Consider the following 15691-nt stretch of genomic DNA (forward strand, 5'->3'; position numbering starts at 1 on the left):
TGATGCCGTAGCAGGGCGGCAATCGCGGAGGCCGCATGAGCACTTCCTTTAAGACGCTGTCATTGGAACAGTCGCCTCTCCTGTGCTTCTCACACCTGCGATGGAACTTCGTCTATCAGCGACCACAGCATCTCTTGAGCCGTGCTGCGCAAAACCGCCAGGTCTTCTTCTTTGAAGAGCCCGCTTTCCTGGCAGGCATTGCGCCACGAATCGATCGCAGCGTAACGGATGAGGGCGTCACCGTTCTTACCCCAGCACTTCCAATCGGCCTCAACAGTGGTCAAGTGACGCGTGCCTTGCGCGTGTTGGTGGAGCGAACCGCCGATGAGATTGGCCGGACCGATCTGGTCTTGTGGTATTATACCCCGATGGCGCTGCCATTCAGCCGCCAGCTGCCTGCGTCGGTGCTTGTCTATGACAACATGGATGAACTTTCAGCCTTCAAGGGCGCGCCACTGCGGATGGTCGCGATGGAGCGCGAGCTGTTTCGGAGGGCCGATATCGTCTTCACCGGCGGCCAGAGCCTCTACGAGTCCAAGAAGAACCGTCACTTCAACCTCCATGCCTTCCCCAGCAGCATAGACGTTCCCCACTTTGCGATGGCCCGGCGCGCCTCGGCCGCCATTCCAGACGATCAGGCTTCCATTCCGTCGCCGCGCATCGGCTTTTTTGGCGTCATCGACGAAAGGATGGACCTTGCGCTGGTGGAGCGAGTTGCGGTGCTGAAGCCGGACTGGCAGTTCGTCATGATCGGGCCCGTCGCCAAGATTGACGCCGCCGCGCTGCCGAGGCAGGCTAACCTGCACTGGCTAGGCTCGAAAACCTATGCGGAACTGCCTGCCTACCTGCGCGGCTGGGACGCCGGCTTCATGCCCTTCGCCTTGAATGAGGCGACCCGCTTCATTAGCCCGACAAAAACGCCGGAGTTCCTTGCTGCCGCTGTTCCCGTCGTCTCCACGCCAATTGCCGACGTAATCCGTCCTTACGGAGAGAGAGGCCTCGTTGCCATTGCTTCCACGGCTGAAGAGCTGGTCACCGAGCTGGAAAGGCTCCTCAGCCAACCGAAGCCAGAGTGGCTAAAGAAAGTCGACCAGCATCTCGCCGGCATGTCCTGGGACCAGACCTGGGCCAACATGGAGCGCCTGATCCACAAGGCATTGCCTAAGGAGGCTCAGGCTGCAATACCGCTCAAGGAGCAGGCGCTTCATGTTTGATTGGCTGATCGTCGGTGCAGGGTTCGCTGGAAGCGTTCTTGCCGAGCGTCTCGCCCGGGAGAGGGATGAACATGTACTCATCATTGACCGGCGGCCGCATATCGGGGGGAACGCATACGACCGCCATGACGCGGCCGGCTTGCTAATCCACCAGTACGGGCCCCACATCTTTCACACGAACTCCGAGCAGATCTTTGACTATCTCTCAGCCTTCACAGGATGGAGGCACTACGAACACCGCGTACTGGCACAGGTGGATGGCCAGCTTGTCCCCATACCCATCAACCTCGACACAATTAACCGGCTCTATGGGCTCGAGCTGACGCCCGACGAACTTGCGCAATGGTTCCAGGCGCGCGCGGAGAAGGTGCAAGACATTCAAACGTCGGAGGATGTCGTTGTCAGCCAGGTCGGCCGAGAACTCTACGAGAAGTTCTTCCGCGGCTACACGCGCAAGCAATGGGGCGTTGACCCGTCCGAACTGGACAAGTCTGTCACAGCGCGAGTGCCAACCCGAACGAATAGCGACGATCGGTACTTCAACGACCAGTACCAGTACATGCCAAAGCACGGTTACACTCGGATGTTCGAGAACATGCTCGACCACCCGAACATCAAGATAATGCTCCAAACGGACTTTGAGGAGATCCGCAACGAAGTGGCCTTCCGCCGCCTCGTCTTTACCGGGCCCGTCGACGAATTCTTCGGCTATCGTTTCGGCAAACTCCCCTACCGCTCATTGCGCTTTCACCATGTGACCCATGAGAAGGAATGGCACCAGCCGGTTGCCGTGGTGAACTATCCGATGGAGCAGGATTACACGCGTGTTACGGAGTACAAGCACCTGACGGGGCAAAAGCATCCGCTCACGAGCCTCACCTACGAATATCCTTCTGACCTGGGGGATCCTTATTATCCGGTTCCGCGCCCGGAAAATGCACAGCGCTACAGGCTTTACGAAGCGCTTGCCAAATCCACCACCGACGTCTGGTTTGTCGGACGCCTCGCTACCTATCGGTACTACAACATGGACCAAGTCGTGGGGCAGGCACTGGCGACCTTCCGTCGGATCGACTCCTCTGTGCTGCGTCAAAGAAGAGGGACGTCCAATGGACACCGCCGAAGCGCGGATGGGATCGCCGCAGAAGCCTCGACCACCTTTCCAGCCCCTTGAGCTTTGGGGCGGGCTTGAATGCACAATTGCCCGGTTGTGCGATGGCTATCGGGATCAGTTTCGCGAAACCGGTCACCAGGAGCGGCCGGGAGATCTCGATGAGATTGCCAAACTCGGCATCCGAACGCTTCGTTACCCGGTCCTGTGGGAATCGGTATCTCCTGATGATCCCGGCCAAGTAGATTTCAGCTGGCATGATTCGCGATTGGCGAGACTGAGGGAGCTTGGAATCGAGCCCATCATTGGCCTCCTTCACCATGGCAGCGGACCGCGTTACACGAACCTCCTTGATCCTGCATTCCCGGCTCTTTTCGCGCAGCACGCCGCCCGCGTTGCTGAACGATATCCCTACCTTCGCGCCTTCACCCCGGTGAACGAGCCGCTCACGACGGCGCGCTTCTCCGGCCTCTATGGTGTCTGGTATCCGCACAAGACCGACATTCGCTCTTTTGCTCGAGCCTTCATCAACCAGTGCCTGGCGACTGTATCTGCGATGGAGGCCATTAGGTCCGTTATTCCCGATGCAAAGCTTGTGCAGACGGAGGACCTGGGCAAGACGTTTAGCTCAAAGCTGCTGCAATATCAGGCGGATTACGAGAATGAACGGCGCTGGCTGACCTTCGACCTGCTCTTTGGCCGCCTTACACCGCGCCACTCGTGGTACCCGATACTCCAGGACTACGGGATCCGCGAGTATGAGCTACAGGATATAGCCGACAGAGCCTGCCCCCCTGACGTCATTGGTATAAATCACTATCTTACCAGCGAGCGTTTCCTTGAAGATCGTGAAGATCGATGGCCTGCTGGTCACCCTGTGGGCGGTAATGGCAGGCACCGGTACGCCGACCTGGAAGCAATCCGCATGGACCTGCCGGAAGAAGCGCTAGGGCTTGAGGCAAGACTGATGGAGGTCTGGGAGCGATATCAGACGGCCATCGCAGTCACTGAAGTTCACCATGGGTGCAGCCGTGACGAACAACTGCGCTGGCTTATGGAGGCTTGGCAGGCCGCTTCCCAGCTGAGAGAAAAGGGAGTGGCCATTAAAGCCGTCACCATCTGGTCGATGTTCGGGGCCATCGACTGGAACAGCCTGTTGCAGATTGACCAGGGTTGCTACGAACCTGGATCTTTCGACATCCGAGCCGAAAAGCCTCGCTCAACGGCGCTGGCTACAGCAGCAAGGGCGTTGGCTACGGAGGGGAGGTTCGATCACCCCGTTCTCGACACCGCGGGTTGGTGGCGTCGCGCCGATCGGTTCTATTGGCCTCCACCCCGCGCTTTAAACAAGACAGCGCCTGCCCGCAGGCTAATCTTGATGGCCGGAGAAGGTCCTTACCGACTAGCACTGGAGGGTGTCTTGCGTCATCGCGGGCTGGATTTCGAGCCCGTCTGTTGCGCGGAGCTCGATATGACGGACATGCTCTCCGCGGGGCGGATGCTTGACGAACGCCGTGCTTGGGCGATCATTCGTTCGCCGTCAGTTCAGAGTAAGGTGCCACAGGCTGCCATTCTGGCTGCCGCAGCATCACGCGGACTACCAGTGTTGACATTCACAGTCGCTTCTCTGTCGAGCCAAACCCGCACGGATTTGCATGTCACGGCGCGCGAACAAGTCTGGGACCACGGCTCTTTGGATGCGACAGGACCAAACCTGGTGATCTCGGTCAACCGGCCCTTTAGCGTGTGGGAGCGTGAGAACTTGCTGTTTCAGATCCTCGAGCATGTCCGACGCGGGGAAACTATCGAGTTTTGCGCGATGACCTCGGCGAGCGCCGCATACATGCCAGATGTCTTCCATGCAGGGCTCGATCTTTTGATCGATGGAGTGCGAGGTTCCTGCTGCTTGGAGAACGTCAGCGACAAGTCCTGGTTTGATTTCGCGCGATGGTTCGCGGCGAGCGCGGGGCTTGAGGAAGATTTGATTGCGCGAACCGACCTTAGTGCCGCGCTTAAGAGCCCAAGCCTATCTCCTGCCATCCATCGCCTGATGCCAAGCCTAGACGACGCCGCGGGTCGATACCTCAGTAGCCTTAATGCATGTGCCTGCACCAGGTAATGCAGGCGCTTGTTGAGCAAGTGATATGAAATCGGGCTTGTTGTAGGGGGCGTAATTGGCAAACCAGCGTTCCTCACGCTGTTAGGTTGGACGCAGATCAAGACCAAGACCACTGAATCTTTTCGTATTCTGGAGAAAGGCGATTTCTCTCGTCGTACCGGGATTGTCGTGCACTGTCCGCCGGCTGATGCTTTCAGGGAGAGCGAAGAACCCCACGCGATTGCAACTCGGAAGACAAGCCCGCTCGGGCTGCTGAACTGAAGTTTACCAATCCTCCGTTAACTTAAACTCTCAGATCTTGGGCCATCGGTTCGATTCCGCTCAAGACGTAATGCAGGCGGCATCGCTACCCGATCTATCGCTCCAGATCGCAGACCACGTTCTGAGCGGCGCTTCGCCAATCTGCTTTCCATTTTGGGTGATGGACGTGCCCAGCCGACTTCGTCCGATGCTATGATCAGAGTTTCGATTGCCTGCGCTTCGTTGAAGGCGTTGATCAGGCCCGTGTTTGGCGCCTGATCCTGTTGAGAGGGCGACCGCCAGCATGAAGGGGTCAAGGTAACGGGAACGTCCTCGTCCAGAAACGGACATCCTGGCGCTGATGTTGTCACCCCCGCTAGGCGGAAGTCGTTCGAGGTCTGATTAGCCCTGACGGCGGGTTGCTCCAGGATCTTGTTCACCCATCGTTACATGGCGCTGATGCTGGCTATGCGCCGAGCGTGGCGACGGCAATGGAGGGACCAGGTCATTGCGGGAGAACAGAGCAAACATGATTGTCAACTCGACGCTACTCGCAAATCCAAGGCGCTAGTTCCGAAAGAACTTCTTTGAAGGAAACTGACGCTAGTTCTACACCTGTTTCATCCGCAATAACCATGACAGCAGGGCCGAAGACGCGGCCGGAGCGGATGCGCTCACTGATGAGGCTGCGAACATCCTCTTTGGCTGAGGCAAGGGCGGCTGCTGGGTCCGGCAGCTCAGTCCCATCTGGATCTTTAAGGAAGATCTCGTCGCGGAGGTGGAAAAAGAACTTCGGCATACGCGATGAACTATCGCGGCTTTAGGAAGTTCCTAGCTGTTGCCGTACCGAGGCGCAGCTTTAAAATCAGCCTTCGGGAACTGAACCCTCTTCTCCATCTTTCAGTGAGAATTGCAAGGAGCCTGCGAGACCGCATGATCGAAACCAACAACCACCTCCTCAAGCAACTATCGTCACAAGATGCAGCGCTGCTGACGCCGATGCTGGAGCATGTTGATCTTAAGCAGAATGACATCCTATTCGAACCCTTGCAGGAAATCCCATACGTTTACTTCTTCAACGGTGGCCTTTCCTCAGAAGTGGCCACTAATGCAGATGGCCAGCGAATCGAGGTCGGATGCATCGGCTATGAAGGGTTCTCCAGCGTTCCTGTGATCCTGGGTGCCGGTAGTTCGCCTCACCGTAGCTTCATGCAGGCTGGTGCATCGGCGCTCAGGATAGGATCTGCTGATTTAAGGGGGGCGATGGCGGCAAGTTTAACTCTATCATCGCTGCTTATGCGGTTTGCCCACGTCTTCATGTGCCAGATCGCCGCGACAGCTCTCGCCGACGGCCGCTACAAAGTCGAACAACGCCTGGCTCGCTGGCTGCTCATGTCGCAGGACAGGCTTGGCCAGGAATTGCCCCTTACGCACGACTTTCTCGGTCTTATGCTCGGTGTCAGGCGTCCGAGCGTTACGGATGCTCTGCATGTTCTGGAAGGAGAGCGGGCGATCACTGCGGAGCGCATGCTGATCAAAGTCAGAGATCGGTCCAAACTTGAGACCTTTGCGGGCGATGCCTATGGCGCTCCTGAGGCCGAATACCGGCGCGTGATCTCCCACAAGTGGCCAGCATAACAGTGTCAGGCTGACGCCGTAGCCGAGATGCCGGCAGTAACGGCGCAAGCTCGGCTACCTTGTCGTCACTGACGCGGAGCACCGAACTCTCCAGGGCGTTGGAGGTGGAACCTCGGCATACGTGAGGATCAGGCAGCCATCATCTCGTGGGTTGCGGACGCAACTGAACCAGGATCATAAGGCTTAGGGAGTGAAGCGTCCGACGAGGGGAGATCGCCTCGGTTGAACAAGTGTTTGCCGGAGGTAATGATGATCTTGATCGGCGGCCAGCGCCCCCGAACAAGCTCGGCGAGAGCCAGCCCGTCCAGGTCACCAGGCACATGTCTATGTCCGTAAAGAGGACCTCGATTCCAGGATGTAGAACAATTTGCTCTATGGCCAGCCGCGCACTACAAGCCTCGAACACCCCCAGACCGAGATCGGAACGGCGGTCGGGCGCCCGGTGATCCTTTGCCGTCAGGTGGTTCTAGCTGCTGATCTTGAGGCAGAACTCCTGTCTTTGCTCGGCCCGGTTGGCTGGACGAGTGGCGTATGCCAGACCCTGCCGTCCGAGATGTTTTTCCGGCGCAGCCATATATGCTCGTTGCAGTAGCGGCTGGATGGTTGGAACTGGAGCTCGGTGGGGCGGGCGGGCGAGAGGTCAGGTTGAGTCCTGGAGACGCCGCCGCCATTGCGGCAGGCTGTATTATCGTAGTCACCTTGCGAGTGCCGACTTGGCGGCGTTGGAAGCTCTGCCGCTTCACGCCGACCAAACCCTCCAGCGAAGGCGGCCGAACGCACCCCAGCTTAGGGACTTTTTTCCCTTCACGTTCCGGAAGTAGGCCCTCTCTCAGAACGCGGCGTGTGGCTGAGGGAGTTCTGGCTGTGAAGCCAGTGGCCCGGCGTCTGCTGGAGTGGCATGAGCCAATGGACCGCCTGCGCCCTGGTTGTTGAGTTGGGTCAATTCGATTTTTTCTGGTTGCACATTATGTGATCTCGGACGGCTGGCTATTTCACCAACACCGCCACTTGACGATCACGAGTCGCGATGCGAAGAGGCTCACCCATTGTCACGGAACTCCGGGTAAAGCGACATGCCGCCGTCGACGAACAACGTTGTTCCGGTCACATAATCGGCCTCATCTGACGCCAACCAGACGACGGCCCTTGCAACGTCTTCAGGCTCGCCGATCCTGCCATACGGTATGAGCCGAAGAAGATTTGTCAGGGCCTCCTCTGTTTCCCATGCCTCCTGATTGATGGGCGTCCTGATAGCCCCAGGAGCGATCGCATTGACACGTATTCCTTCGGCCGCAACCTCTTGGGCGAGCGACTGCGTCAACATACGTACTCCACCTTTGGAGGAGGCATAGTTGACGTGCCCCGCCCAAGGGATGATCTCGTGGACTGAGCTCATCGCGATGATATTGCCGGCGCTCCGGCTTGGAGCATCTTTCCGCGGTTGGGCGCGAAAGCTGCGAACTGCCTCACGGGCGCAGAGGAACTGACCCGTAAGGTTCACATCGATCACTGTCTTCCAGTCCTCCAGGGTCATGTCGCCGATCGCGGCATCTTTCTGCACCCCTGCATTGGAGATCAGAACATCAACGCGCCCAAAGGCAGACACTGTCTCAGCGAACATACGGATGACGTCTTCTTCGCGCGAAACATCCGCCTGCACCGCTATGGCCCTGCCACCCGCCTTGATGATACCCTCAACCAGTTCTTCCGCAGGCTCATCATGAGATCGATGATTGACAACGACGCTGGCACCCTCCCGTGCCATGGCTTGCGCGACGGCTAGCCCAATACCGGAGCTCGCGCCTGTGACGATAGCTACATGATTGGTAAGTCGGCCCGCGGAATTGGACATGACATCTCCTGGTCGGAGCCCTGACCTATTTACCGGACCGGCTCTTGTATTCGTAGTTGCAGCGGGCGCCCTCGGTGGGTGACTTCGGGAGCCACTGCACCACCCAGCAGGTGGATCACCCGGTCGCTTGCTCAGCGGCTGCGTTGAGCGTCTGCTCTGCCAAATCGGTCAGCAACTCGTCCGTCTTCTTTTCTTCATTAAGCGTCGTTTCCAGAAGCTTTGCGGCATCGTCCATGCCAAGCTGGCTTGCCCAGCTCTTGAGCGTGCCGTAGCGGCTGATCTCGTAATGTTCGACAGCCTGAGCTGCCGCGAGAAGGCCAGCATCGAGAGCAGGCGAACCTTTGAACTCTTCCATGATCTCTTCAGCTTCGTCCAGAATGCCCTCAATTGCGGGACAGGTCTTGCCACGTGGACGCTTGCCGATCAGCTCGAAGACTTGCTGCAGACGTTCTACCTGCTCTTCCGTCTCCTCCCGGTGTTTTTCAAATGCAGCCTTGAGCTGCTCGTCCTGCGCACCGCGGGCCATCTTCCGCAGTCCGCTGATGATCTTCCGTTCTGCGTAATAGACGTCTCTGAGTGTGTCGTAGAAAAGGTCGTCGATTGTCTTGTTGGCCAAGGTAGGGTCCTCCTGCGTTCGCAGCGAAGCAAACCTGCACGAGGCGCCAGAGTTCCCGCAGCCGGGAGCGGGTGGCTCCGATTATGCACTGATGACGCTGTTGGGCGAACCCGCGCCGATCCCGGAGCTTGAAGCTGGAGATTTACGCGTGATCCGGGTCTTCGCTTTGGCGATCGCCTCGCGTGCGGCCTCTGCTCGAGATCGGATGGCCTCTTGATCGAGCGTGCCAACATCACCGACAGCCTCCACGACGGCTGACAGGTGTTCATCCAGAAGGTCGCATTGTTGTGAAAGCTGAGCATGGTCTGCAATGCGTTGTATCGCTTCGATCAGATGCATGATGACGAAAGGCTTCCCGGCCGCGTTTTGGCGGATCTGGTTAAAGGCGGCACCGACCAAAGAGGCGTACGTGGCGCGGGGAAGAACGATACGCGGTTCCCCCGCCGAGCCCGCTATGACGGAAGAGGGGAGCGCGCGCCGCATGAGGTGAGCAAGCCCAGCCGATAGTTGCGCAAGAACGGCAACCGCCGTGTAGGGGTCGTTTATGCCCGGTGACAGTGCCCTTATCGCCATTTCCACGAGATGCCGGATGGCAAACTCCGGATCCTGGGTTGAAGTGCGCCTTGACCCAATCACCACGGCTCCACAGACCTGATCTTGAAGGTCTTGAGTCCACCGAGAAGCGGGGAAAATCCCGATCCCTCCACCGTCGGTGATGACATAGTCTCCGGGCTTGAACGAGAAGCCAATGAAGACATCGCTCTTCTGAGCGAGTTCGCAAAGCCTTTCAACGTCGATGCTTTGCACGAAGCCGTCGACACTTGGCCCAAAGAAGCGAGCATTCTGATCGAAGCCTTCTGGTAGAGCCTTTTCCGGATCGTTATTGCGATCCTCGGCGAGATCATCGAGTTCAGAAAGCATATCGGTGATCTCGCTGCCCAGGCGCTTGATCACCGTCTCCGACACGATGGAGCGGGCAAGGAAGTGAAGATAGGCAACGAGAACCAGGACGCTCATCAGGGTGAGCGCGATGCCAAAGGAGACACTAGGATAGGCCTCAGCGTCGTTCTTGATGCTGGAGCCGACGGAGGCGAGTTGAAGAAGACAGTACACCGAGGTCATGATGAACGTGCCCAGCGCAAGCTGCGTGTGCCGAGCGGACATAAAACTGCGGATCAGGCGCGGTCCGAACTGATTTGCTGCAAGTGACAGCACGACCATGGTGATGGAGAAAACCAGGCTGGTCATGGTGATCATTGAGGTCAGCAATGAGGATAGGACGTCGCGGGCGTCACTCGGTGTACTGACGAAGACAAATATTGGCACTTTAGCAGGATCGAGGTCGGCCAGGACAGCATCGACTGATGTCGCAGCCGCCGAGATTGCTATGGCCGTGATTGCCATCAGCGTCGGGACCAGCCAGAGGCTAGTCCGCAGCTTCTCCCGCACCACCTTCAAGCCCGGACTAGATCCGCCGGCCGTAGAAACGCTGTTGAACATCACCACCTCCATCGCGCGAACCTGAGCCGGATCAAAAGGTTTCAGATGTCAGGCTGCGGGAGACGTGGCTACTTTGTGGAACTTGATCACATTTCTCCAGTTCGCGGTCTGCAATTCACCAGAACCATGAGGAGATTTCCATGTTCTTTCGAACGAACAAGTTTCAGTATCATGCCAAGCCCGCAGCCCCCGACCCCGTCTACGCAAAGAAGCTGCAGGAGGTACTCGGCGGCCAATGGGGTGAGATCAGCGTGATGATGACCTACCTGTTCCAGGGCTGGAATTGCCGCGCCCCGGCCAAGTATCGCGACATGATCCTCGACATCGGCACGGAAGAGATCGCGCATGTGGAAATGTTGGCGACTATGATCGCCCGCCTGCTGGAAACGTCTCCGGTGGAAGCCCGCGAGGACGCCGCGAAGGATTCGGTGGTCGGTGCCGTCATGGGCGGTGCTCGGGTCGAGGATGTCATCGTCGGCGGGATGAACCCGCAGCATGCGATTGTTGCCGGCATGGGCGCCACCCCGACCGATAGCGTCGGCTATCCCTGGACTTCGCGCTACACGGTCTCGTCAGGCAACCTGCTTGCCGACTTCCGCTTCAACGTGACAGCCGAATCGCAAGGTCGCCTGCAGGTGTGCCGCCTGTACGAGATGACCGATGATCCCGGCGTGCGCGACATGCTGTCATTCCTGATCGCGCGCGATACCATGCACCAGAACCAGTGGCTGGCAGCTATCAAGGAACTTGAGGAAGACGGCCTCGATCAGACGCCAGCGCCAATGAGCTTCCCCCAGGAGAAGGAGCTGTCCCAGGTGGCGTATCAGTTCTGGAACTGCTCGGAAGGCACGGAGAGCCGACAGGGACAGTGGGCCGAAGGCCCGACGCCGGACGGCAAGGGGCAGTTCGAATATCTCGCCGATCCGCAGCCGCTTGGCGAAGAGGTGACCGAGCTTTCTCAGCTCGATCCGCGCCTACACAGCACCCCGAAGAAGCCCATGCCGCCAATGTCGTCCTGAGCCCAGACGGTGGCAGCGCAAATGCTGCCGCCGCGCTGTTGCCGAGTTTTCGGCACGTCGAGCTCCAAAGGTGGCTTTAAAAAGGCGCGAACGGCGCACGTTCAGCTACGCCATTTGAGGAACTGACGCCCTTCGCTCCGGTTAGCGTTCCAGCGAACCGGCGTCGGCTGCCTCAGCCTGTCTCCGGAGCTCGCGTGCCATTTGCCGAAGACGAGCTTGGTACTGCCGGTATGATTATCTACGACGACTGGGGATCACTCAATGGGCTCAGATCCGCACGATGTTGCCCCTCAACTGCCAGACCGGCTGAACATTTTGAAGTCACCGCTCTCTGGCGATAAGGAGGGGTATGAGCGACTGCTCAGTCTGCTTCTGGAGTTGAAGGCTATGATGCGCCAGAAGATCAGTCCCGCCACGCTGCGAGAGTGGGAGGGGCGCGCGCGCCTCTTCCTTGATTCTCATGAAGTGGACTTGCTCTTCGCTCGGCCGGACCACGACGATTTCGATATGTCTGCGCTGCCCGGAGAGCGCTACGAGAACCTACGCCGTATTTTGCTCCGCCGGAAAGGCCTATCGGCTTGAGCGGGAAGGAAGTCTGTACCATCCCAGACAATGCAGTCCCGGAATGGAGCATCCGTGGAACTCGCTCCCCTGCGTCTTGTTCGATCTCCCGCGGGGGCAAGGAGAGAAAGCCAATGAACAGACGTAACCTTCTCATCGGCACCGCAGCCACGGCGGCGGTGCTTCCTTTGACAAGCTCTGCTTTCGCCCAGGGTGCAGCGGTAGATGAGGCGAAACTGCCCGCTCTTATGGGCGGCGACTTTGCAACAGCGACCAGTCAGCTTGCACTGCAGAAGGCAAACCATCGGGCCGTGAAGACGTTCGCGGAACTTGAGATCGCGGAGCAGGCCGCAGTCGCCGAAGCCTTTGGCTCTAAACCAGGCGCCGCAGGCGTAAGTCAGAAGCACGCGGCGATGATTGAGAAACTTCAGGCAGCAGAAGGTGCCGACTTCGATGCCATGTACATCAACGGCCAGATCGACGGTCACGAGGAGCTCCTGGCGATCCACAAGAAGTATGCCCGCAGCGGCGATGACCCGATGGCCCGCGGAGCGTCGATTGTCGGCGTCACAGGCATCCAGAGCCACCTTGCCATGCTCAAGGGCATCAAGAGCATGATCGGGTAAGACTTGGCCGCAGCTCTTGATGAGCCGGAAAAGACAGCGGGCGCAGATCGAAGATGTGCCCGCTGCTCATGGTGGGCGAGCTGCTCACGAAGGCTCGGCGGCTCCCGGAGGTCCAGGCGCCTCAGTTCTGCACCATGCAGACGGTAGACCGAACGACCTTCGATGGATTTAAATCCCGCCATCTAGCTAGGACATTCTCCGTCTCCGCTTTCCCTGCCGCTACCGTCGCCGGAGGGACTGCGCGAAGATTCAAGCGACTGGCCGCTGATTCCTGGTCATTTCCGTCATAGGAAAGATGCACGATGGCAGCCCCGGTGAACCCGAGGTCATCGAACGTGTCACCGCTTCCAAGGCATGTCGGCTTTGTAATGTGAATCAGATCATGCACCCGTTCAAGGCATCATCAAGAGAGTTTGGTGGCTTGCCGGGAGCCGGTACCAGATCCCCGAATTGGCGCAGCCGGTTCACGCGATGTTGCGGCGCGTTGCCGGCGATGAGTGCGACAATGATCGGGCATTTGAGGCCTCCTGCGATGCGCGTAGGTATCGCTCCCGCGGCGGACAATGCCCCATAGGCGCCGGCACGGTAAGCACAGAGTGCGTTGCCTGCGGACAGCCAGAGCCAGACTCCCTTTAGTCAGTTAAACGGTTTCTTTCTCGCTGCATCCAGCAGGGCAACTTCTGAGGCGAGGCCGCTCAGGAAATTGATCAATGCACGACCAGGCTCCTCTGTTTCGTCGCGCAACACCGATATTCCCCAATGCCTCAACACCGCCTCTTGCACCTCGTTCCCACGCGGCATGAAGATGAAGGATGGAGGCCGATCCTCGGCAAAGCCTGACCGGTGCCATGTCTGCCAGAGGCGATACAGCAGAAGCCGGATATTCATGTCGGACATGCTGTAGCCGATGAACAGAACGGTCTTTCCCAGCGCATCGGCGCGGAACCTGACGTCGAGTGGCGTCTCGAAGGATAGGCGCTCGAAATGATCGGATTCGGCGAGAACGAGAGAGGCCGGATCGTCAAGGTCCCCGTGAAACTTGATGATCTGCGTCACCCCCTCCGACACCTCCGTCAGATCCCGCGCATTGGTAATCTTCGCGTATGGCTTGCCGTGATGCTCGAAAGCTGCTTCCAGGTTCCGATCGTAGTTGGTCGTATAGATGATGGGAAAATCGAGGCTCACCAACAGTTCGTGGGCAGCCGATCTGGCAACCTGCTCCTGGCAAGTGCTCCAATTGTCTCGCAACCAGTGGCCGAGCAGGTCCATGTTTCCGCCCCTGAGGCGGTAGTATTCCGCCACTGTTTGATAGTGGACGTCTGGTTTCGAAAGAAGATCGCGATCCAGCTCCAGTTCGTCGGCCATGTACTCCGTCAATGCCTGCCAGGAAGGCAGGCCAACCTGCATGGAGACACCTGCGCCCACGAACAGGATTGCCCGGCGGTCGATGATGGCTTGCGCCAGCGCCGAGAGGCTTTCATGCCGCTCCCAACTGTCTCCCATACTAACTCAACATCTCGTGGCGATACATATCGGGCAGCCTTCTCCTGCTAAGCTTGTTGCTTCCCGCCCAACGGTGGCGGCTGCGCGCCAAGTTCCTCCATTGAGATCTGGTCTACGTTGGCGGGCGCCGCGAGGGGAGGCGACGCATCATCCTGTGGGCACAGCGGTGCGGGTTCAGCCGCTTCGCGGGATGCGAGTACAGTTGCTTCACGCCTTTCCGACGCTGAGAGATAACCGGCCTCGAACGCTTCACGGATCCGGGCCGTGTCTCGTTTGCACCGGGCAACGTGCCCCAGGCTTTCCCACCACTCCTTCCACGCCTTCTCCATATCCGTCACCGCCTCCTGCTAAGCCCAATCATCCGGCTTACATCCTTCTGATCACCTATCAACGAAGCATCCTCGTCGATTATCCGCGCGCCGCGTTGGCGGGTAAGATAGCGCCAGATCCATTGGATGGTGACCAAGACGCGCTTTTCAAGATTCACGAGGAGATACACGTGAACCAATGCCCACAGAAGCCAGGCAAGCCGCCCCTTCAGCGTCCAGCTGCCGAAGTCGAACACGGCTGCGTGTCTTCCGATGACTGCGGTATTTCCGCGGTTCCTGAACCGGAAGGACGCTTGAGGCCCACCTTTGCGCAGTTTCCGGCCTAAAAACTCTCCTTGTTGTTTTGCGACTTGCGCAAGTGCGGGAAGAGGTTTGCCTTCTGCGTCAAGCGCCATAGCAGTGTCGCCGATCGCATAGATGTCGCTGAGGCCAACCACCTGCAGATCCGCATCGACAGGGATGCGGCCTCCGGGCGGCTCCTTCATGCCCAACCAAGCAAAGGCGGGCGAAGCCTTGACGCCCGCGCCCCATACAATGCAGCCGGCATCGATACGCTCGTCGCCAACTATAACGTGGCCTCCGCCGACGGCAGAGACCCGTTGACCCAGCCTGATCTCGACGCCGATCCTTTGGAGATAATTTGCGGCATAGCTGCTGAGGTGTTGGGGGAATGAGGCAAGGATCCCTGGACCCGCTTCAAGCAGGATCACACGCATCTGGTTAGGTGCTAACGCGCGATAGTCCCGGCTGATCATGTAGCGGCCAAGCTCAGAAATAGCCCCCGCCATCTCCACACCAGTCGGGCCACCGCCAATGACAATGCTGGTCAGCAGCGACTGCTTTTCCCGCTCCGTATGTGCAAGCTCCGCCTTCTCGAACGCCAGCAGCAGGCGCTGCCTGATCTGTCGCGCCTCGTGGATCGATTTCAGTCCGGGTGCATGGAACTGCCAGTCGTCATGGCCGAAGTAGTTATACTGCGAGCCTGTGGCAATGACGAGTTGGTCGTATGCGACTTCGCCAGCGTCTGCGAGGCGGACGCGCTTTGCTCCACTATCGACACCAACAACTTCGGCCATCAAGACGCGGATGTTGCGGTAGCGTCCCAGGCTGCGTCGAATCGGCTCAGATATATCAGCGGGCGACAGCGCCGCAGTAGCAACCTGGTATAGGAGCGGCTGGAAGAGATTGTGGTTGCGGCGGTCGATCAAGGTGACATCGACATCCGAATCGCCTAGTGCGCGGGCGCAAGCCAGTCCACCGAACCCACCTCCGATTATGACGATATGGCGCCTCGAATTATGTGAGGCTGACAGCCGCAACCTGATCCCGCCGCTCATGATGTTCGTTTTCTGCAATCAGCGGG

The 15691-nt window shown here is 58.6% G+C and carries 12 protein-coding genes; 6 read left to right on the top strand and 6 right to left on the bottom strand.

The genetic code is table 11. The features are described from left to right. Positions 1 to 35 precede the first annotated feature (35 nt). Genes MUU54_RS08400 through MUU54_RS08410 form a run of 3 tightly spaced genes read left to right on the top strand, consistent with a single transcriptional unit; the run spans position 36 to position 4444 of the window. A complete protein-coding gene (locus MUU54_RS08400; protein ID WP_247243589.1) occupies positions 36 to 1214 on the top strand; it encodes a glycosyltransferase family 1 protein in 1179 nt (392 codons plus the stop codon). Beyond that, complete coding sequence (gene glf, locus MUU54_RS08405) at positions 1207 to 2388, top strand: UDP-galactopyranose mutase (RefSeq protein ID WP_247243590.1); 1182 nt, start codon at positions 1207 to 1209, stop codon at positions 2386 to 2388. The genes MUU54_RS08400 and glf overlap by 8 nt, the downstream gene beginning before the upstream one ends. Before the next feature lie 34 nt (positions 2389 to 2422). Then, complete coding sequence (locus MUU54_RS08410) at positions 2423 to 4444, top strand: family 1 glycosylhydrolase (RefSeq protein WP_247243591.1); 2022 nt, start codon at positions 2423 to 2425, stop codon at positions 4442 to 4444. Between the two features lie 787 nt (positions 4445 to 5231). On the opposite strand, the gene MUU54_RS08415 is transcribed toward MUU54_RS08410, so the two are convergent. Further along, the gene (locus tag MUU54_RS08415) at positions 5232 to 5483 is read right to left on the bottom strand and encodes a DUF6894 family protein (RefSeq protein ID WP_247243592.1); all 252 of its coding nucleotides are present in this window, start codon (positions 5481 to 5483) and stop codon (positions 5232 to 5234) included. A gap of 134 nt (positions 5484 to 5617) precedes the next feature. On the opposite strand from MUU54_RS08415, the gene MUU54_RS08420 reads away from it, so the two are divergent. Next, the gene (locus tag MUU54_RS08420) at positions 5618 to 6322 is read left to right on the top strand and encodes a Crp/Fnr family transcriptional regulator (RefSeq protein ID WP_247243593.1); all 705 of its coding nucleotides are present in this window, start codon (positions 5618 to 5620) and stop codon (positions 6320 to 6322) included. 1039 nt (positions 6323 to 7361) lie between these two features. Here the strand turns inward: MUU54_RS08420 and MUU54_RS08425 are convergent. The 3 genes from MUU54_RS08425 to MUU54_RS08435 form a co-directional block, all read right to left on the bottom strand. Next, positions 7362 to 8174: an SDR family oxidoreductase gene (locus tag MUU54_RS08425; protein WP_247243594.1), complete on the bottom strand. Its 813-nt coding sequence runs from the start codon at positions 8172 to 8174 to the stop codon at positions 7362 to 7364. A gap of 115 nt (positions 8175 to 8289) precedes the next feature. Further along, on the bottom strand, positions 8290 to 8790 hold the full coding sequence (locus MUU54_RS08430) for a YciE/YciF ferroxidase family protein (protein ID WP_247243595.1): 501 nt from the start codon (positions 8788 to 8790) through the stop codon (positions 8290 to 8292). Positions 8791 to 8871: 81 nt separating this feature from the next. Next, the gene (locus MUU54_RS08435) at positions 8872 to 10290 is read right to left on the bottom strand and encodes a DUF2254 domain-containing protein (RefSeq protein WP_247243596.1); all 1419 of its coding nucleotides are present in this window, start codon (positions 10288 to 10290) and stop codon (positions 8872 to 8874) included. Between the two features lie 140 nt (positions 10291 to 10430). On the opposite strand from MUU54_RS08435, the gene MUU54_RS08440 reads away from it, so the two are divergent. Further along, positions 10431 to 11309 carry a manganese catalase gene (locus MUU54_RS08440; RefSeq protein ID WP_247243597.1) on the top strand — a complete coding sequence of 293 codons (879 nt, stop codon included), beginning with the start codon at positions 10431 to 10433 and terminating at the stop codon, positions 11307 to 11309. A gap of 695 nt (positions 11310 to 12004) precedes the next feature. Beyond that, on the top strand, positions 12005 to 12496 hold the full coding sequence (locus tag MUU54_RS08445; protein WP_247243598.1) for a DUF4142 domain-containing protein: 492 nt from the start codon (positions 12005 to 12007) through the stop codon (positions 12494 to 12496). Between the two features lie 636 nt (positions 12497 to 13132). On the opposite strand, the gene MUU54_RS08450 is transcribed toward MUU54_RS08445, so the two are convergent. Both MUU54_RS08450 and MUU54_RS08455 read right to left on the bottom strand, forming a co-directional pair. Further along, positions 13133 to 13999 (bottom strand): SIR2 family NAD-dependent protein deacylase, encoded by an 867-nt coding sequence (locus tag MUU54_RS08450; protein WP_247243599.1) that lies wholly within the window; start codon positions 13997 to 13999, stop codon positions 13133 to 13135. 334 nt (positions 14000 to 14333) lie between these two features. Further along, a complete protein-coding gene (locus tag MUU54_RS08455) occupies positions 14334 to 15665 on the bottom strand; it encodes an NAD(P)/FAD-dependent oxidoreductase (RefSeq protein WP_247243600.1) in 1332 nt (443 codons plus the stop codon). Between the last annotated feature and the right edge of the window lie 26 nt (positions 15666 to 15691).

It is taken from the genome of Pseudorhizobium tarimense, from assembly GCF_022968135.1.
Lineage (GTDB): Bacteria > Pseudomonadota > Alphaproteobacteria > Rhizobiales > Rhizobiaceae > Neorhizobium > Neorhizobium tarimense.

Excerpts from the sequence above, each read along its gene's own strand:
- MUU54_RS08400 (WP_247243589.1), top strand. The coding sequence starts at position 36 with ATGAGCACTTCCTTTAAGACGCTGTCATTGGAACAGTCGCCTCTCCTG.
- glf (WP_247243590.1), top strand. The coding sequence starts at position 1,207 with ATGTTTGATTGGCTGATCGTCGGTGCAGGGTTCGCTGGAAGCGTTCTT.
- MUU54_RS08415 (WP_247243592.1), bottom strand. The coding sequence starts at position 5,483 with ATGCCGAAGTTCTTTTTCCACCTCCGCGACGAGATCTTCCTTAAAGAT.
- MUU54_RS08420 (WP_247243593.1), top strand. The coding sequence starts at position 5,618 with ATGATCGAAACCAACAACCACCTCCTCAAGCAACTATCGTCACAAGAT.
- MUU54_RS08425 (WP_247243594.1), bottom strand. The coding sequence starts at position 8,174 with ATGTCCAATTCCGCGGGCCGACTTACCAATCATGTAGCTATCGTCACA.
- MUU54_RS08435 (WP_247243596.1), bottom strand. The coding sequence starts at position 10,290 with ATGTTCAACAGCGTTTCTACGGCCGGCGGATCTAGTCCGGGCTTGAAG.
- MUU54_RS08440 (WP_247243597.1), top strand. The coding sequence starts at position 10,431 with ATGTTCTTTCGAACGAACAAGTTTCAGTATCATGCCAAGCCCGCAGCC.
- MUU54_RS08445 (WP_247243598.1), top strand. The coding sequence starts at position 12,005 with ATGAACAGACGTAACCTTCTCATCGGCACCGCAGCCACGGCGGCGGTG.
- MUU54_RS08450 (WP_247243599.1), bottom strand. The coding sequence starts at position 13,999 with ATGGGAGACAGTTGGGAGCGGCATGAAAGCCTCTCGGCGCTGGCGCAA.
- MUU54_RS08455 (WP_247243600.1), bottom strand. The coding sequence starts at position 15,665 with ATGAGCGGCGGGATCAGGTTGCGGCTGTCAGCCTCACATAATTCGAGG.